Origin of the sequence: Parvibaculum lavamentivorans DS-1 (genome assembly GCF_000017565.1) — a bacterium.
In the GTDB taxonomy this organism is placed as follows: Bacteria; Pseudomonadota; Alphaproteobacteria; order Parvibaculales; family Parvibaculaceae; genus Parvibaculum; species Parvibaculum lavamentivorans.
Genome location: NC_009719.1, coordinates 1,203,070 through 1,220,914 on the forward strand (window position 1 = coordinate 1,203,070; position 17,845 = coordinate 1,220,914).

Consider the following 17,845-nt stretch of genomic DNA (forward strand, 5'->3'; position numbering starts at 1 on the left):
AAAAGGCCCGGTGGAGATACCGGGCCTTTTTCTTAGCTTACCTCGATCAGCCTTCGTCCGAGATTCTCCCCCTCGAACAGCCCGATAAACGCCGCCGCCGACCCTTCGATCCCTTCGGAAACGTCTTCCGTATACTGAAGCTTCCCCTCGTGGATCCATCCGGCCATCTCGGCTTGTGCCTCGCGGAACCGCTTGAAATAGTCGAACACCACCAGCCCCTCCATCCGCAGCCGGTGCGTGATGAAGCGCGTCACATTGCGAATGCCGACGAGTTCGTCCTCCGCCCGGTTATATTCGCTCACCTGGCCCGAAACGACGATGCGCCCATGCTCCTTCATGTTGAGAATCGCGGCATCCAGCATCTCCGCGCCGACATTGTCGAAATAGATGTCGACGCCGTCCGGGCAGTGTTCCTTGATCGCCGCGCGCAAATCCGCCCCGCGATAGGAGAAGCAGGCGTCGAAGCCGAGCCCCTTCACATAGTCGCATTTCTCCTTCGAGCCCGCGATGCCGACGACCCTGCAGCCCTTCATCTTCGCGATCTGCCCGGCCGTCGCGCCCACGGGCCCGGCAGCCGATGAAATCAGCACCGTGTCGCCTTCCTTCGGCTGCCCGAGTTCCAGCAACCCGAAATAGGAGGTCAGCCCCGGAATGCCGAGCACGCCGATTGCCGCCGTCGGCCGCAACGCCCCGTGGAACATCTCCGGCGCCAGCACCTGCACGCCGCGCCCGTTCGACACCGCATGCGTCACCCAGCCGAAACCGCCCGTCACCCGGTCGCCCACCTTGAACTTCTCATTGTTCGACGCCTCGACCACGCCCACCATCGCGCTGTCGATGGTCTCGCCCACCGGCAGCGCCGCCGTGTAGCTGTCGCCCGAAAGCCGCCCGCGCATGCCGGGATCGACCGAATGGAACTCCGTGCGGATGAGAATTTCATGCTCGCCGATATCCGGCAGCGTCATATCGTCCAGCCGGAAATTCTCCGCCGTCGGTTTCCCCTCCGGCCGCGAAGCCAGCACCCAGCGTTTCGCTTTTGTCGGCATGATTCTTCCTCCCGTTTGAATCATTATGGCCCGGGCTGTGAACCCGGGCCACCATGCCGTCGCTGAAAAGAACGCTCAGACCGCCTTGTCCGGCCCGATCTTCACCAGCATCTTGCCGAAATTCGCGCCCTTGAAGAGATTGAGAAAAGCCTTCGGCGCATTCTCGATGCCTTCTTCCACAGTCTCTTCCCATTTCATCTTGCCGCTCTGGATCAGCGGGCCCATCTCGGCGAAGAACTCGCCCATGTGCTGGAAATAGTTGGAAACGATGAAGCCCTGCAGGCGCAGGCTCTTGCCGACGATCTGGATGAGGTTCGTCGGGCCGGGCCGCGGCTCGGTGTCGTTATACTGCTCGATCATGCCGCACAGCGCCGCCCGTCCGTTGGGCCGCATCGCGTTGATCGCGGCTTCGAGGTGCTTGCCGCCCACATTCTCGAAATAGACGTCGATGCCTTTCGGGAATGCATCCGCCACCGCCTTTGTCAGGTCGCCGCAGGTCTTGTAGTTGATCGCCTTGTCGATGCCCGCGACCTCTTCGAGCCACTTGCACTTCTCGTCCGATCCCGCCGAGCCGACCACATAGCAGCCATGCGCCTTGGCAAGCTGGCAGACAACGGAGCCCACGGCGCCCGATGCCGCCGAAACGAACACCGTCTCGCCATCCTTCAAATTCGCCACCTTGAAGAGCCCCGCCCATGCCGTCATGCCCGGCATGCCGAGCGTGCCGAGAAACGCCTCGATGGGTCCGAGCGATGGGTCGACCGGCGTAAAGCCCGCCGCCGGGCCCGTCGCATATTCGCGCCAGCCCCACATGTGGTTCACATAGGTGCCCACCTTCAGCTTGTCGCTCTTCGACTCGACGACCTGGCCGATGGCGCCGCCCTCAAGCGGCTTGCCGATCTGGAACGGCGGCACATAGCTTTCGCGGTCCATCATGCGCCCGCGCATATAGGGGTCCACCGACATCCATATGTTGCGCACCAGCACTTCGCCGTCGCCGGGCTGCAACACATCGGCGCTCGCCACTTCGAAATCGCTGTCTTTGGGCATGCCCACGGGCCGCGCCTTCAGCCGGATTTCCTTCGAACTCAGGTTCGACATCGCTTCCTCCACGTTTCTGAATGAATTTCTCGTGGAGGGGAGCCTAGCGGCCTTTGCCCAGCGGCGAAAGCGCGACCGCGCCCGGCTTTGAACAACAGGTTGTGAGGATGTGAACCGTCAGCTCCGCCAGCCGCCGCCCAGCGCCACGAAAAGGTCCACCGCCGAGCTGTAGCGGTTGAGCCGCGCTTGCGCCGCGCTGTCCCGCGCCGATAGCCAGCTTCGCTGCGCATCGAGCACGGAGAGCAGGTCGCTCGCGCCGGAGCGATAGCGCGCCTGCGCCAGATCATAGGCCCGGCGCGCCTCGTCGGCCGCCACGGCAAGAGAGGCTTCCCGCAGCGCATTGGCATCGGCATTGACCAGTGCATTCTCCACTTCCGCAAAGGAGGTGAGAACGGTCTGCTTGTAGTTTGCCGCCAGTTCCACCTGCCGCCCTTCGGCCGATTGCAGGTTGCCCTCCAGCGATCCGCCGGAAAAGATCGGCGCCAGAAGCGATGCGCCGAGTGCGCTCGCCGTTTCAGCCACGCCGCCGGCAAAGCTCCGCGTCACGGATGCCGAAAGATCGAGGCTTGGAAAGAAGGCCGCCCGTGCCGCGCCGATATTCGCATTCGCCGCCAGCAGCCTCGCCTCCGCGCTGCGAATGTCCGGCCGCCGCTCCAGAAGTTCCGATGGCTGGCCCGCGGCAATGGCGGGCAGGGCGATCTTGTCGAGCGTCTCCCCCTCCACCGCGAAGCGCCCGGGCACGCGCGCAAGCAGGATTGCGAGCGCATTCTCGTTGGCCGCTTCCTGCGCGCGAAGCGAGGGCAGGCTTGCCTCGATCGTCGCCACGGCGTTCCGTTGCTGCGCCAGGTCGAGCCCCGAAATGCTACCCGCATTGTAGCGCGCCTCGACGATCCGCAGCGTATCCCGCGCCGCCGCCAGCGATTCCTCGGCAATCGCAATCCGGTCCTTCAGCGCCAGTATCGTGAAATAGGTCGTCGCCACCTGGCTTTGAACGATCAGCGCCGCCGAATATCCGTCGAACTCGCTCGCCACCAGCGAAAGATCCGCCGACTGCGCCTGCGCCCTGTAGCGGCCCCATATGTCGAGCGCATAGCTCGCCGAAAGCCCGATCTGCGAACTGTCGCTCATCGAGCCGCCATCGACGGAGCGCGACGAGGCGCTGCCGCTGCCGGAAACCTGCGGCAGCAGCGAAGAGCCCGCCGCGCGTGCCGCGCCGCGCGCCTGCTCCACGCGGGCCAGCGCCTGTTCGATGTCGAGATTGTTCGCCAGCGCCACCTGCATCAGCAGCGTCAGCTCCGGGTCGCCGAACGAATTCCACCATTGCGTATCGGCGGCCACATCCATTCCCGCCACGCGCGGTCCGCTCCACGCATCCGGCGTCCCCGTCTCCGGCCGCGCATAATCCGGCACCATCGAACAAGCCCCCAGCATCAGCGCCAGCGCAACAGGCACTATTCTCCCTGAATTTTTCCGGGCGGGGGCGCTGAGTTGATTTGGCATGAAGAACCTCATTCCGAAGCCAGCGCGACCACAGGGTCGAGCCTCGCCGCCTTCCGCGCCGGCAGATAGCCGAACACGAGGCCGGTAAAAAATGCGCAGGTGAAAGCCAGTATCGACGGCATCGCATTGATCGCGATGTTCATGCCCGCTCCGCTCAGCATCAGCGCCGTGCCGATGCCGAGCAACACGCCGATCAGCCCGCCGACGCCGCAAACGACCAGCGCCTCCGTATTGAACTGAATGAGAATGTTGTTCATCCGCGCGCCCGTCGCCATTCTTATGCCGATTTCCCGCGTCCGCTCCGTCACGCTGACAAGCATGATGTTCATCACGCCGATGCCGCCCACAAGCAGCGAGATCGCCGCCACCGAGCCGAGCAATATTGTCATCGTGTTGGACATGTCCTCCATCGTCTCCAGCATCGACGCCGTGTTGCGGATCTGGAAGTCTTCCGTCCGGTGCCGCGCCAGCAGCAGCGTGCGGATCGCCTCTTCCGTCTCGTCGATGCGCGCCGCATCCGCAACCTTCACCGAAATCGAATTCGCATATTGCTGCCCGAAGAGCCGCATGAAACCGGTGGTGATGGGCACAAAGGCGACATCGTCCTGGTCGCGCCCGAACGAGGCCGCGCCCTTGCTCTCCATCACGCCGACAACCTCGAAGGGAATGTTGCCTACCAGCACATATTCGCCGATGGGGCTGTCGCCATCCGGGAAGAGCGCGTTGACGACGGTCGCGCCGAGAACGATCACCGGCGCATAGCCGTTGAGGTCGGTCTCGCTGAAAAACCCGCCTTCGCCCACCGCCCAATCGCGCACCACCGTCATCTCCGGCCAGGTGCCGTTGATCTCGGTGCGATAGTCGATATTGCCGAAGCGCACGGTCGACGAGCTGCTGCGTTCGGGAATGGCCGCCGTCACGTTCGGCACCGTCTCGGCAATCGCTTCCGCATCCGCCGGAATGAGCGTGGCAATGTCGCCGCTGGAGCGGATGCCCGGTGCCCCCGGCCGCACCAGCAGCAGGTTGGTGCCCATGCTCTGCATGGCGCTCATGATGTTCGCCTTGCTGCCATCGCCGATGGCAAGCATGACGACGACCGCCGCCACGCCGATGACGACGCCAAGCAGCGTCAGCGCCGTGCGGAAGATGTTCACGCGCAGAGAGCGGAACGCCATCTTCACGGCCTCGGCGATTTCCGCCTGTATCACCTGCGCCCCGCTGCCGAGCGGTGCGTCTTCGTTCGCGCTGGCGCCCGCCCGCGGCTTCGGCCCGCTATCGGAAACAATGTGCCCGTCGCTGATCTGGATGACGCGGTCCGCATGTTCGGCCACCGCCGGGTCATGCGTGATGAGAATGATCGTCCTTCCTTCCGCGTTCAGTTCTTTCAGCACGCTCAGCACATCGGCTCCGCTCTGCGTGTCGAGCGCGCCGGTCGGCTCGTCCGCGAGAATGACGTCGGCGCCGTTCATCAGCGCCCGCGCAATGGAGACGCGCTGCTGCTGTCCGCCCGAAAGTTCCGAAGGCCGGTGTGCCGCGCGGTCGCCCATGCCGAGCCTTGTCAGCAGCGCCTTGGCACGCTCGAAGCGTTCGCTCCGCGTCGCCCCGGCATAGATCGCCGGCAGCTCGACATTCTCCGCCGCCGTCATCGTGGTGAGCAGGTTGTAGCGCTGGAACACGAAGCCGAATGTGTCGCGGCGAAGCGATGCAAGGTCGTCCGGCGTCAGCCCGGCGACATCCGTTCCCGCCACGCGGTAGCTGCCGCCGCTCGGCCGGTCGAGGCAGCCGAGAATATTCATCAGCGTCGATTTGCCGGAGCCGGATTGCCCCATGATGGCCACGAACTCTCCACGCCGGAGCGTCAGCGACACGCCGTCCAGCGCCCGCACTTCCGTCTCGCCGGTCTGGTAGACCTTGGTGACGTTCCGCAGTTCGATCAGCGGCGTCGCGCTTGCCTGATGGGGGGAGTGCATGGCGGCCTCCTCAGAAGAAGCCGACGCGGCGCCGGCCGCCGCTGCCGCCGCTCGCTGCCGCGCCCGCCGCCACGGTTCCCGTCACCACGGTGTCGCCTTCTTCAAGGCCGCTCTTTATTTCGGTGTTGATCCGGTTCGCGAGCCCCGTCTCGACTTCGCGCGGACGCGGGCCACTATCCGTCTTCACGGTCACGATCTTCTTCCCGCCCCGGCTTTCCGTCACCGCCGCCACCGGCACCGTCAGCACGTCGCGCGCCTCGTCGAGCACGAAGAAAACCTGCGCCGTCATGTCCTTCATCAACACGCCGCCCTCGTTCTCTATGTCGACAAGCACGGTATAAAGCACCACCTCGTTGACGATCTCCGGCGTCGGCAATATCTGGCGGACGGTCGATGCCCAGCGCCGGTCCGGCGTGCCAAGCGTCGTGAAATAAACCGGCATCCCCGCCTTGAGCTTGCCGACATCGGCCTCCGCCACCTGCGCTTCCACGGTCATGGTGTCGAGATTGGCAATCTGCATGACGACGGGCGCCGTCTGGTTCGCATTCAGCGTCTGGCCCTGCAGCGCCGTCTGCGAGGTCACGGTGCCGTCGATGGGTGCAAATATTTTCGTATAGCCTAGGCTCGTCTCGCCCGCGTCCACGCTCGATTTCTGCTGCTCGATCTGCGCCTTCAGCGAGCCGATCCTGGCCGCTATCGTCTGCACCAGTGTTTCGCTCGTGTCGAGGTCGTCGCGGCTCACCGCGTCGATCTTGGCAAGGTCGCTGTTGCGTCCGAACTGCCGCCGCGCCAGCACGAGTTCCGCTTCCGCGCCGGCAAGCTGCGATTGCAGGTCGCTCAGCCGCGCCCGCGCACCGGCCACTTCAGCGGCATAGACCCGCGCGTCGATCTCGGCGAGCAGGTCGCCCTTCTTCACCTGGTCGCCGACTTCCACATGCACGATATCGAGCTGACCGGAAACCTGCGCGCCGACATCGACATATTCCTTCGGCTGCAACGAGCCGAGCGCCGTCACCGTCAGTTCGATATCGCCCCGCGTTACCGTCTGCGTGCGATAGGTGATGTTCTCGCCGCCGAAAAGGAGCCCATAGCCGAACCACACGATGATGAAGACGGCAATGCCGAGGCTGCCCCACCGCAAGGGGGCGGATAGTCCGCGCCAGCTGTCCAGTGCGCGGCGGGGCAGGGGCTTTGCCCCCGCCGTGCCGCCTGTCATCGTCTCGTTCTCGTAGCCCATCGGGTTCCGCCTGTTCATGTGCCTTCGCGGTTAATAACGAAGAACAGACGTCATTCCGTCGCGCTATATCGCGGGGAACCCGGCCTAATCGACCTTTATCATCCGTTTTCCGACATTATCCCCGGCCAGAAGCCCGACCAGCGCCTTCGGCGTGTTTTCGAGGCCGGTCATGATGTCTTCCTTGACCTTGATCTTGCCCGAATTCACCCAGCCCTGAAGCTCGTTCAGCGCCGCGTCATGCCGGTCCGCATAGTCCATCACGATGAAACCCTGCATGGTGAGCCGCTTCACCACCACGAGGCCGGGAATGCCGCGCGGACCATGCGCGGGGGCTGCACCGTCATATTGCGACACCGCTCCGCAACAGGCGATCCGGCCGAAATTGTTCATGCCGAACAGCACCGCCTCCAGAATATCGCCGCCCACATTGTCGAAATAGACGTCGATGCCCTTCGGCGCCGCCTTGCGGAGCGCCTTGCCCACAGGCTCCGCCTTGTAGTCGATGGCCGCATCGAAGCCGAGTTCATCGGTCAGCATCTTGCACTTCGCGGCCCCGCCCGCGATGCCGATGACGGTGCATCCCTTGATCTTCGCGATCTGCCCGACAATCGTGCCGACAGATCCCGCCGCCGCCGATACGACCACCGTGTCCCCCGCCTTCGGCTTGCCCACTTCCAGCAGCCCGAAATAGGCGGTCAGTCCGGCAATGCCATAGACGCTGAGAAGATGCGATAGCGGCTCCATCTTCGGCAGCTTCTGCGCGCCCTTCGCCGGCACGGCGGCATAGTCCTGCCAGCCCGTATCGGCGAACACGAGGTCGCCCTTGGCAAAGCCCGGCGCCTTCGCTTCCATCACTTCCGAGACAGAGCCGCCCGCCATCACCGTGCCGGCGTCCACGGCCGCCCGGTAGGTCGCGCCCTGCATCCAGGCGCGGTTCGCCGCGTCGAGCGAGATGAGCCGGGTCCTGACCAGCAATTCGCCGTCCTTCGGCGTCGGCACCGTTCCCTCGGAAAGCTTGAAGTGGCTCTCGGCCAGTTTGCCGCTCGGGTTCTCGGTGAGCAGGATCTGTCGGTTGACGGTCATGGCGGTTTCTCCTCCCGGATTGATATTTGAAGGGGAGCCTAGCTCCCCATGCGCCCCGGCGCACCCCGCAATGGAGGTTCATCCCTGAACTATTGTGACTGCGGCCCTCAACAGCTAAAACCGCGAGACTGGCGCTCTATATATACGACTCCCTTCTTTCCCTTGCCCAAGGTGCCTCCGCGTTCCCCATGACAGACAAGCTCCGCATCGCCCTTGCCCAGTTGAACCCCGTCGTCGGTGACATAGCGGGCAATCTTCAGAAGGCTGTCGAGGCCCGCCGCGCCGCCTCCGTCGCGGGCGCGGAGCTCATTGTCTTTACCGAGCTTTTCCTCACCGGCTACCCGCCGGAAGACCTCGTCTTGAAGCCCGCCTTCCAGCGCGTCGCGAAGGCAGCCGTGGAAGATCTCGCCCGCCAGACGGCGGATGGCGGCCCCGCCGTCCTGATCGGCGCACCCTGGGCCGAGGAGGGCAAGCTCTACAATGCCGTCCTCCATCTGGATCGCGGCGAGATCAAGGGCCGCCGCTACAAGGTTCACCTGCCGAATTATTCCGTCTTCGACGAGCCCCGTGTCTTCGCCTCCGGCCCGATGCCCGGCCCCTTCAGCATTCGCGGCGTCCGCATCGGCGCGCCCATCTGCGAGGACATTTGGTACCCGGATGTCGTCGAATGCCTGGAGGAATCCGGCGCCGAACTCCTCCTCGTCCCCAACGGCTCGCCTTACGAATTCAACAAGCCCGATGCCCGCCTGCAGCTCGCTCTCTCGCGCATCCGCGAAAGCGGCCTGCCGCTCGCCTATGTGAACCAGCTCGGCGGCCAGGACGAACTCGTCTTCGACGGCGGCTCCTTCGTGCTCAATGCGGATTTCTCCCTCGCGCTCCAGATGCCCGCCTGGGAAGAAAAAATCACCTGCACCGATTGGACGCGCGGTGAAAAGGGCTGGGTCTGCGCGCCCGGCGAAAAGGCGCTGGTGGAGGAGGGCGATGAATCGCTCTATCTCGCCGTCGTTCAGGGCCTGCGCGACTATGTGAAGAAAAACCGCTTCCCCGGCGTCGTCCTCGGCCTCTCGGGCGGCATCGACTCGGCGCTCGTCGCCGCCATAGCGGTCGATGCGCTCGGCGCGGACAAGGTCCACTGCGTCATGCTGCCCTATCGCTACACCTCGTCCGAAAGCCTCACCGATGCCGAAGCCTGCGCGAAGCTCCTCGGCGTCCGCTACGATGTCGTGCCGATAGAGGAGCCCGTCGCCGGCTTCACCTCCGCGCTCGAAAAAATGTTCGAGGGCACGCAGTCCGGCGTGACCGAGGAAAACCTCCAGTCGCGCACGCGCGGCGTCGTCCTCATGGCAATATCGAACAAGTTCGGCTCCATGCTGCTGACCACCGGCAACAAGTCCGAAGTCTCCGCCGGCTATGCCACCATCTATGGCGACATGAATGGCGGCTTCAATCCGATCAAGGATCTCTACAAGTCCCGCGTCTTCAAATTGTCCAACTGGCGCAACACCCATATGCCCAAGGGCTGCCTCGGCCCGGAGGGCAGGGTGATCCCCGAACGCATCATCACGCGTCCTCCATCCGCCGAATTGCGCCCCGACCAGAAGGACGAGGATTCATTGCCCCCCTACGAAGTCATGGACGATATCCTCCATTGCCTCATCGAGGAGGAAATGAGCGTCACCGACATCGTCGCGCGCGGCCATGATCGCGACCTCGTGAAGCGCATCGAACACCTCCTCTACATCTCCGAATACAAACGCCGCCAGGCCGCCCCCGGCGTCAAGGTAACGAAGCGAAATTTCGGCCGCGACCGCCGCTACCCCATCGTCAACGGCTTCCGGGACCAGGACCTGTGAGCGGCGCCCCGGTCGTCCGCTTCGCGCCGTCGCCCACCGGCAGCCTCCATGTCGGCAATGCCCGTGCCGCGCTGTTCAACTTCCTCTTTGCACGGAAGAATTCGGGCAAGTTCATGCTCCGCATGGACGACACCGACGACGAACGCTCGACAGTGGAATTCGCCGCGGGCATCGAGGAAGATCTCACCTGGCTTGGCTTGCGCCACGACCTCTTCGCCCGCCAGTCGGACCGCCTCGCCGCTTACGAAGCCGCCGCCGCAAAGCTGAAAGCCGATGGCCGCCTCTACCCCGCCTACGAAACCGCCGCTGAGCTCGACCGCAAGCGCAAGCGCCAGATGGCGCGCGGCCTGCCGCCGGTCTATGACCGCGCCGCCCTCGCCCTCACCGATGAAGACCGCGCGAAGCTCGAAGCCGAAGGCCGCAAGCCCCATTGGCGCTTCCGGCTCGACCGCGTCCACACCGCTTTCGACGATCTCGTGCAAGGCGCCGTCGAGGTCGACGGCGCCTCGCTGTCCGATCCCGTGCTCATCCGCGAGGATGGCCGCTTCCTCTACACCCTGCCCAGCGTCGTCGACGACATCGACTTCGCCGTCACCCATGTCATCCGTGGCTCCGACCACATCACCAACACCGGCGTGCAGATCCAGATCATCCGCGCCCTCGGCGCCGAGCCGCCGGTCTATGCGCATTACTCGCTGCTGAATGGCCCGGAGGGGAAACCGCTCTCCAAGCGCGACGATGCCGCCCGCTTCTCTCTCCGGGCGCTCCGCGACGCCGGCTTCGAGCCGATGGCGCTGAACTCTCTCCTCGCCCGCCTCGGCACGCCGGATGCGGTCGAGCCCTGCCTCTCGCTCGACGAGCTTGCCGCCCGCTTCGACATTTCGCGCCTCGGCCGCGCCGACATCCGCTTCGATCCGGCGGACCTCGCCAAGGTCAACACCGCCTGCCTCCACCTCATGTCCTATGAAGAGGCGAAGCCCCGCCTCGCGGCGCTGGGCTGCGATCTCGGCGAGGCCTTCTGGGAGGCGATAAAGCCGAACCTCATCCTCTTCTCCGATGCCGCCGATTGGGCCCGCGTGGTCGAGGGCCCGGTCGAACCCGTCATCGAAAACCCGGACTTCGCCGCCGCCGCCGCCGCCGCTCTCCCGCCCGAGCCCTGGGATGAGAGCACCTGGGCCCTCTGGACCGATGCCGTGAAACAGGCGACAGGCGCCAAGGGCAAGGCCCTCTTCATGCCCCTCCGCCTCGCCCTCACAGGTCTCACGCATGGACCGGAGCTGAAAAACCTGCTACCTCTCATCGGACGCGAGCGGGCCTCTGCCCGGCTTGGCGGGCTAACCCGTTGATCGGGTTGGGTGTTTTAACGGCGAGACAAGGGAAACCCGGCATGAGCCAGGCTCTCTCGATCATCACGGGTCTCATTATTAGCGGCTGACACAGCTCCGCCGCCGCCGTACAAGCACGCTTGCAAATCATTGTGGGAAGAACGGACCGGCCGGTGGCGGAAGTCACCTTTTGCGGGCGTATATGCGTCCCTCGATGCGGAACGGAACCATGAGCAAGTCCATAAAAGCCCAGAATAAAGAACGCCTCTACCTCTTCGACACCACGCTGCGCGACGGCGCGCAGACGACCGGTGTCGATTTCAGCGTCGAGGACAAGCGCCTCATCGCCACCCTGCTGGACGAGCTCGGCATCGACTACATCGAGGGCGGCTATCCGGGCGCGAACCCGACCGACACCGCCTTCTTCGGCGACCGGCCGAAACTCGCCCACGCGAAATTCACCGCCTTCGGCATGACCAAGCGCGCCGGCCGCAGCGCCTCCAACGATCCCGGCCTCGCCGCCACGCTCGACGCCGACACGGATGCCGTCTGCCTCGTCGCCAAAAGCTCCTCCTTCCAGGTCGCCGTCGCGCTCGGCATCTCGGAAGAGGAAAACCTCGAAGGCATCGCCGAAAGCGTGAAGGCCGTCGCCGCCCGCGGCCGCGAGCCGATGATCGACTGCGAACATTTCTTCGACGGCTACAAGCTCAACCGGGACTACGCGCTCGCCTGCGTCCACGCCGCGCTCGATAACGGCGCCCGCTGGGCGGTCCTCTGCGACACCAATGGTGGCACGCTCCCGGATGAAGTGGAGCGCATCGTCGGCGAGGTCATCGCCTCGGGCGTCCCAGGCGAAAAACTCGGCATCCATGCCCACAACGACACGGAAAACGCCGTCGCGAATTCGCTGGCCGCCATCCGCGCCGGCGTCCGCCAGGTGCAAGGCACGTTGAACGGGCTGGGCGAGCGGTGCGGCAACGCCAACATCGTCTCGATCGTCCCGACGCTGCTGCTCAAACCTCTCTATGCGGATCGTTTCGAAATCGGCGTCACCCATGAGCGCCTGAAAAGCCTCGTCCATGTCTCGCGCACGCTCGACGAAATCCTGAACCGCGCGCCGAACCGCTACGCCCCTTATGTCGGCGAAAGCGCCTTCGCGTCGAAAGCGGGCATCCACGTCTCCGCGATCCTGAAGGACCCGACGACCTATGAGCATGTGCCGCCCGAAAGCGTCGGCAACAAGCGCCGGATCGCCGTCTCCGATCAGGCCGGAAAATCGAACATCCTCGCCCGCCTCGAAGAAGCGGGCATCGCCGTGGACCCGCAGGACCGCCGCATCTCCCGCCTGCTGGACGAGGTGAAGGAGCGCGAGTTCCTTGGCTATTCCTATGACGGCGCCGAAGCCTCCTTCGAGCTTCTCGCCCGCCGCATCCTCGGCACCGTGCCGGAATTCTTCGACGTCGAATCCTTCCGCGTCCTCGTCGAGCGCCGCTACAACGCGATAGGCGATCTCGTCACCGTCTCGGAAGCAACCGTGAAAGTCGTGGTCGATGGCGAGAAATTCATCTCGGTGGGCGAGGGTAACGGCCCCGTCAATGCGCTCGACCAGGCGCTGAGAAAGGACCTTGGCAAATACTCGCCCTATATCGAGGATCTGAGCCTCGCCGACTTCAAGGTCCGTATCCTCACCAGCGGCACCGAAGCCGTCACCCGCGTCATGATCGAAAGCATGGACCGCGCGGGAGAACGCTGGTTCACGGTCGGCGTCTCGCCCAACATCGTCGACGCCTCCTTCCAGGCGCTCACGGATTCGATCACCTACAAACTCCTCCGCGACAACGCCCCCGTCCCCGCCACGCATACCCGCAAGGAAAAGGCGGGCGCCTGACCCAGGATGTGTGAGCGCAAAACGAAAGACATGCGCGAGCCCAAAATAGAAGTGTCACCCCGGCGAAAGCCGGGGCCCATGGGCCTTGCGTCAAACCACGGCGATGCTGACGCTCAAACCATCGCCACAATAAAAAACACCGCCGCCACCGCCGAAGCCGCCGTCCGCACACTGCTCCACCGCGTCCACGTAACGAGATAATGCCGCCAAACTTCCGCCCCCTCGGCACTCTCCGGCTTCACCCGCGCCAGCCTGTTGTTCAGCGGCACGTTGAAAACCATGGTCACGCCGATGCAGCCCACGAGATAGAGCAGGGCGCCTGCCACAAGCAGCGCCGCCCCCGCAACCTCGCTGCCGAAAAACGCAAAGCCGCCCAGCACCAGCGACAACACCGCCGTCCCGAAAAACGCCGCGAAGAATGCCGGATTGATCACCACCACATTGATGGATTGCATCGCCGCAATCCCCTCATGCGGCGCGAGCTTCCCGAGTGCCCTCATGATGAAACTCGAAAACCCGTAAAAAATCCCCGCCACAATGCCGCTCCCCAGCGCGGCCGGCAGCGTCAGCAGCAGAAGGAATGAATCGGCCATGGATGTACCTCCTGGTGAGAGGATACAGGGCACCCCATGGCCGATCCAGAAATCCTCTGCTACGCCGTCTCGAGACAAGCCGAAGAAATCGCCTCGATATGCCGGTGGTCCGTGCCGCAGCATCCGCCCATCACATTGATCTGCGGAAACCGCGCCCGCAAATCGCGATACTGCTGGCCAAGCTCTTGCGGGTTGCCGAAGTCCAGTTCCTCCGCCTCGTTGAGTTCCGCATGGCTGCACCGCGACGCATTGGCGCGAATGCCGCCGATCCGCTTCACCCATTCGCCTTTCAGCACGGCGTCGAAATGGTCCGGGTGCGCACAGTTGATCATGTAATAGGCGGGGGTGCGTCCCGTCGCCGCGTCCACGGCCGCAATGGCGTCGCCCAGCCGGTCGCCGGCCGGCAGCGTCCCGTCCGTCTCCACCGTGAAGGAGATTGCAACAGGCAGCCCCGCCGCCTTCGCCGCGCGCGTGACGCCCACGGCCTCGTTGACATTCGTCATGGTGATAGCCGTCGCCATATCCGCGCCTTCCTCCGCATAAAGACGGATTTGCCGCGCGTGATAGGCCTCCGCTTCCTCCGGGCTCATCGCCTCGCCGGCGATATAGCCGTCGCCGCGCGGGCCCACACAGCCGCTGATGACCATGGGAGAGGAGGGCGTCTCGAATTCGGCGCGCAGCTCATGCATCAGCCTCAGCGCCACGCGGTTCGCCGCATCCAGCGCCTCCAGCGTATAGCCGAGCTTCTGGCCCCAGTCCGGGCTCGCGCGCCAGGTCGGGCTTTCGAGAATGAAGCCGGTGCGCGCATCCACCGCAATCTTCGCATGGCGGCGGAAATAGGCGCGCAAACCCTCCGTACCCGCCTGATCCTGCAGCAGGTGGAAGGCGGCGAAATAAGGGAGTTCGAATCCATCCTCGAAAATCAGCGTGGTTTCGATTCCGCCATCGCTGAGAAACAATCCGCCTTGCGTCTGCGGCAGGCGATTTCTGTATTTGGTCATGATAAAATCCTTCGGATATGGGGGGCGTGCGAAATCGCGCCCCGTCCGTTCCGGCCGGCGGCTTCTTTCGCGTTCGGGCGGAATCTACGCGCGGCCGGTCCCGGCGGTAATATGTGAGACGCCGTATCGTTTGACCGATCCGCCGAATTTCACTGGGGTGGGGCAGATGGACCCGTTATCGGATGTTCTTCGCTCGATGCGTCTCACGGGCGGTATTTTTCTCGAAGCCGAGTTCACGGCGCCCTGGTCCATCGTGTCGCGCGTGGAGCCGGAGGATTGCGCTCCTTTCGGCTATGTGCCGCGAAACCTCATCGCCTACCATTATGTCGAGGAGGGCGAGCTTCTGCTCCAGCTCGACGGGCAGCCGGACCTGAAGGCCGGACGCGGCGAGATCCTGCTCCTCCCGCAAAACCATCCGCATATTCTGGCAAGCGGTCCAGGCATCGCGGCCGCGCATTCCCACGATCTCGTCCTGCCTGCGCCGGACGGCGGCCTCGCCCGCATCGTCCATGGCGGCGGTGGCGCGCGGACGCGCATCGTCTGCGGCTTTCTCGGCAACGAAACGCCGGGCGACACGCTTCTGTCCTTCCTCCCGCCCGTGCTCCGTCTCGACGTCCCGGAAGATCACACCGGCCAATGGATCGAAAGCACCTTCCGCTTCGCCTCCGTCGCGCTCGCGGGCGGCGGCGACCGCTCGGCCGTGGTGCTCGGCCGCCTTGCCGAACTTCTTTTCGAGGAAGCGGTGCATCGCCATGTCGCCTCGCTCCCGGAAGGGGAGAAGGGCTGGCTCGCCGGCCTGCGCGATCCCGTCATCGGCCGTGCGCTCGCGCTCCTTCACGGACGGCTCGACCGTCCCTGGACGACGGATGCCCTCGCCGCCGAGGTCGGCCTCTCGCGCTCCGCCTTCGCCTCCCGCTTCACCGCCCTCGTCGGCGACCCGCCCATGCGCTATCTCGGCAAATGGCGCATGCAACTCGCCGCCCGCCGCCTCTCCGACACGCCGGACTCCGTCGCCCGCATCGCCTTCGACGCCGGCTACGAATCCGAAGCAGCCTTCAACCGTGCCTTCAAACGCAGCTTCGGCTCGCCCCCGGCCACATGGCGCAAGGAAAACACGCGGCAGGGCGATCCCGCTCCATGAAGTGCGGGCGGACTTCTGTCATTGCGGGCTCGAGAACCACTTTGAATTCATCAAATGATCCGCTGAGCCAATAGGGCATCGCTATTCATGGAGCGTCTCTCCTCAAGGCGTAAATGCTCCAGCGGAACCGGCGATCTTGGGAGTTACCCGTTACGAGCTTTCTTCTCTGCTCGTACATCTCCCCGATCCACGACACCTCATTCTCCAGACCGGTCGAAACCGGTTCGTCGGTGATTTCGGTCCAGACTCCAACGAGACGGACATTCGGTGAGATAACTTCTGGAAATTGTTCGGCCGTTACAACCACGGCCGAACTCGGATCGTTGAGCTGCGGCTGCCAGATGAACTGGGGAAGATTGTACAGCCCGACTTGCGATCGCCCTTTGAGCTTGAGAGCACGCTCGATCACGTCGCGAGAACGCGGGAGTTCTCTACCGAAAGGAAGCTGCGACAGGTCAAGCCCTTCATAGTTTGTATTTGCACCGAGAGGCACGAACAGAACACCGTGGCCTCCGAGGTCCACCAGCAACGCTTGGCCGAACGGGCGCAACTGAAAAGTCGGTACATCCGGCAAATCCGGCGTGTCTTCCCAACAAACCCCGATAACACCCGAGGCTTCCTTTATTGCCCCGTCAACTTCCACCTGGACGGTGAGCCGGTAGTGAAAAGTATAGCTTGGAAATGTCAGCTTGTACCAAGTCACAAAAGCCAAAACGGATAGGACAAGGATGGCTGCAATAGCACCGAGTATACGCATCAGACGGTTACCCTATGTAGCGCAACGGAAGCATCGGGCTCCGGCAATTGATTTTCGATGTTGGTGTTCATTGACCCTTGCTAGAAATCGGAACACCCCGGGTGTTCATTGCCTCTAGAACCCGACCTTCCTTTGATCCACGATCTGCATCCACAGGATGATGTGCCGATTTCATTATCAAAACGGAAATCTGTGTTGCGTCTGAGTTTGGAGGAGCTTTGATGTCCGGTACCGGTCACCCTGAGCCTTGCTTCCTGCAGTACCGCCGCCTGGCGCCGCGAAACACGCGTCCGGAAACGGCCAGAGATTGAGCGCAGCGGGTCAAATCCCGCCTCCCAAAATTCCGCGAACAGGTCTATAGCTCTGGCCCGCCCTTCCGGCACCTCAAGAACGGGAACCTGCATCATGCAGCAGACACCCGCAGCCAGACCCTCTCCCCACAGCGAAGCCGCCCTCGGCGCCGCGGCGGCGGGGCTCGGCTATCTGCTCTGGGGCGTTTCCGTCATTTTCTACAAGCAGCTTGTCGAGGTGCCGCCCTTCGAGGTTCTGGCGCATCGCTCGGTGTGGAGCGTCGTCCTCGTCCTCGCCATCATTCTTCTTCTGCGGCGCGGCCCGGAACTGATCGTGCTCCTGCGCGACCGCCGCACCATGCTCACGCTTGCCGGCACCGCGTTCCTCATCGGCTCCAACTGGTTCGTCTTCATCTATTCGATCAACGAGCAGCGCATCCTCGAAACGAGCCTCGGCTATTACATCAATCCGCTGATGAGCGTGCTGCTCGGCGTCGCCTTTCTCGGCGAGCGCCTGTCGCGGCCGCAAATCTTCGCCGTCGCGCTCGCCTTTATCGGCGTTCTCTATTTCACCGTCGCGCTCGGCACGCTGCCCTGGATTTCGCTCTACCTCGCGATCACATTCGCGGCCTATGGCTATCTGCGGAAAGTCGCGCGGGCAGGGCCGCTCGAAGGTCTCTTCGTCGAGGTCGCCGTGCTCCTGCCGCTCGCGCTCGCCTATCTCTGGTGGCTCTCCGGCCATGGTGGCACGAGCTTCGGCAATGGCGGCTGGCACATATGGATGTTCCTTGTACTGACGGGTCCGATGACCGCCGTGCCGCTCCTCCTCTTCACCTTCGGCGCCCAGCGCATCCGCCTCGCCACATTGGGCCTGATGCAATATCTCGCGCCGACGACGCAGTTCTTCGTCGCCGTTTTCCTCTATGGCGAGCCACTTATCCCCGCCCAGGTCGCCACCTTCGCCCTCATCTGGATCGGCCTGGGGATATTCAGCGCCGATACGTGGCGTCGCGAGCGCGAGTTGAGGCGTCTCGCCGGTCTCGAAAACCGGGGATAAGAA

At 64.0% G+C, this 17,845-nt stretch carries 14 protein-coding genes; 5 read left to right on the forward strand and 9 right to left on the reverse strand.

The window, feature by feature from the left end; genetic code table 11:
* Nucleotides 1-32 precede the first annotated feature (32 nt).
* The 6 genes from PLAV_RS05585 to PLAV_RS05610 all read right to left on the reverse strand — a co-directional run bounded on the left by PLAV_RS05585 (nucleotide 33) and on the right by PLAV_RS05610 (nucleotide 7,937).
* Nucleotides 33-1,046 (reverse strand): NADP-dependent oxidoreductase, encoded by a 1,014-nt coding sequence (locus tag PLAV_RS05585; protein ID WP_012109974.1) that lies wholly within the window; start codon nucleotides 1,044-1,046, stop codon nucleotides 33-35.
* 75 nt (nucleotides 1,047-1,121) lie between these two features.
* The gene (locus tag PLAV_RS05590; protein WP_012109975.1) at nucleotides 1,122-2,147 is read right to left on the reverse strand and encodes an NADP-dependent oxidoreductase; all 1,026 of its coding nucleotides are present in this window, start codon (nucleotides 2,145-2,147) and stop codon (nucleotides 1,122-1,124) included.
* A gap of 117 nt (nucleotides 2,148-2,264) precedes the next feature.
* The gene (locus tag PLAV_RS05595) at nucleotides 2,265-3,599 is read right to left on the reverse strand and encodes an efflux transporter outer membrane subunit (RefSeq protein WP_049767721.1); all 1,335 of its coding nucleotides are present in this window, start codon (nucleotides 3,597-3,599) and stop codon (nucleotides 2,265-2,267) included.
* 56 nt (nucleotides 3,600-3,655) lie between these two features.
* A complete protein-coding gene (locus PLAV_RS05600) occupies nucleotides 3,656-5,617 on the reverse strand; it encodes a MacB family efflux pump subunit (RefSeq protein ID WP_012109977.1) in 1,962 nt (653 codons plus the stop codon).
* Nucleotides 5,618-5,627: 10 nt separating this feature from the next.
* Nucleotides 5,628-6,872: an efflux RND transporter periplasmic adaptor subunit gene (locus PLAV_RS05605; RefSeq protein ID WP_012109978.1), complete on the reverse strand. Its 1,245-nt coding sequence runs from the start codon at nucleotides 6,870-6,872 to the stop codon at nucleotides 5,628-5,630.
* 66 nt (nucleotides 6,873-6,938) lie between these two features.
* The gene (locus tag PLAV_RS05610; protein WP_012109979.1) at nucleotides 6,939-7,937 is read right to left on the reverse strand and encodes an NADP-dependent oxidoreductase; all 999 of its coding nucleotides are present in this window, start codon (nucleotides 7,935-7,937) and stop codon (nucleotides 6,939-6,941) included.
* Nucleotides 7,938-8,125: 188 nt separating this feature from the next.
* Between PLAV_RS05610 and PLAV_RS05615 the strand changes: the two genes are divergently transcribed.
* The 3 genes from PLAV_RS05615 (at nucleotide 8,126) to cimA (ending at nucleotide 13,003) form a co-directional block, all read left to right on the forward strand.
* Complete coding sequence (locus tag PLAV_RS05615) at nucleotides 8,126-9,790, forward strand: NAD+ synthase (protein WP_012109980.1); 1,665 nt, start codon at nucleotides 8,126-8,128, stop codon at nucleotides 9,788-9,790.
* Entirely contained in the window at nucleotides 9,787-11,136 is a 1,350-nt protein-coding gene (gene gltX, locus PLAV_RS05620) for a glutamate--tRNA ligase (RefSeq protein ID WP_012109981.1), read from the forward strand. Before PLAV_RS05615 ends, gltX begins: the two co-directional genes overlap by 4 nt.
* Nucleotides 11,137-11,344: 208 nt before the next feature.
* Complete coding sequence (gene cimA, locus PLAV_RS05625) at nucleotides 11,345-13,003, forward strand: citramalate synthase (RefSeq protein WP_049767722.1); 1,659 nt, start codon at nucleotides 11,345-11,347, stop codon at nucleotides 13,001-13,003.
* Nucleotides 13,004-13,116: 113 nt separating this feature from the next.
* On the opposite strand, the gene PLAV_RS05630 is transcribed toward cimA, so the two are convergent.
* Nucleotides 13,117-13,596, reverse strand: coding sequence for an anthrone oxygenase family protein (locus PLAV_RS05630; RefSeq protein ID WP_012109983.1), 480 nt, complete (start codon nucleotides 13,594-13,596; stop codon nucleotides 13,117-13,119).
* 59 nt (nucleotides 13,597-13,655) lie between these two features.
* The gene (locus PLAV_RS05635; protein WP_012109984.1) at nucleotides 13,656-14,597 is read right to left on the reverse strand and encodes a homocysteine S-methyltransferase family protein; all 942 of its coding nucleotides are present in this window, start codon (nucleotides 14,595-14,597) and stop codon (nucleotides 13,656-13,658) included.
* A 166-nt stretch (nucleotides 14,598-14,763) separates the two neighbouring features.
* On the opposite strand from PLAV_RS05635, the gene PLAV_RS05640 reads away from it, so the two are divergent.
* A complete protein-coding gene (locus PLAV_RS05640; RefSeq protein ID WP_012109985.1) occupies nucleotides 14,764-15,738 on the forward strand; it encodes an AraC family transcriptional regulator in 975 nt (324 codons plus the stop codon).
* A gap of 85 nt (nucleotides 15,739-15,823) precedes the next feature.
* On the opposite strand, the gene PLAV_RS05645 is transcribed toward PLAV_RS05640, so the two are convergent.
* Entirely contained in the window at nucleotides 15,824-16,495 is a 672-nt protein-coding gene (locus PLAV_RS05645) for a hypothetical protein (RefSeq protein ID WP_012109986.1), read from the reverse strand.
* Nucleotides 16,496-16,900: 405 nt separating this feature from the next.
* Here PLAV_RS05645 and rarD point away from each other — a divergent pair, with 405 nt between their 5' ends.
* Nucleotides 16,901-17,842 carry an EamA family transporter RarD gene (rarD, locus tag PLAV_RS05650; RefSeq protein ID WP_012109988.1) on the forward strand — a complete coding sequence of 314 codons (942 nt, stop codon included), beginning with the start codon at nucleotides 16,901-16,903 and terminating at the stop codon, nucleotides 17,840-17,842.
* The last annotated feature ends 3 nt before the right edge of the window (nucleotides 17,843-17,845 follow it).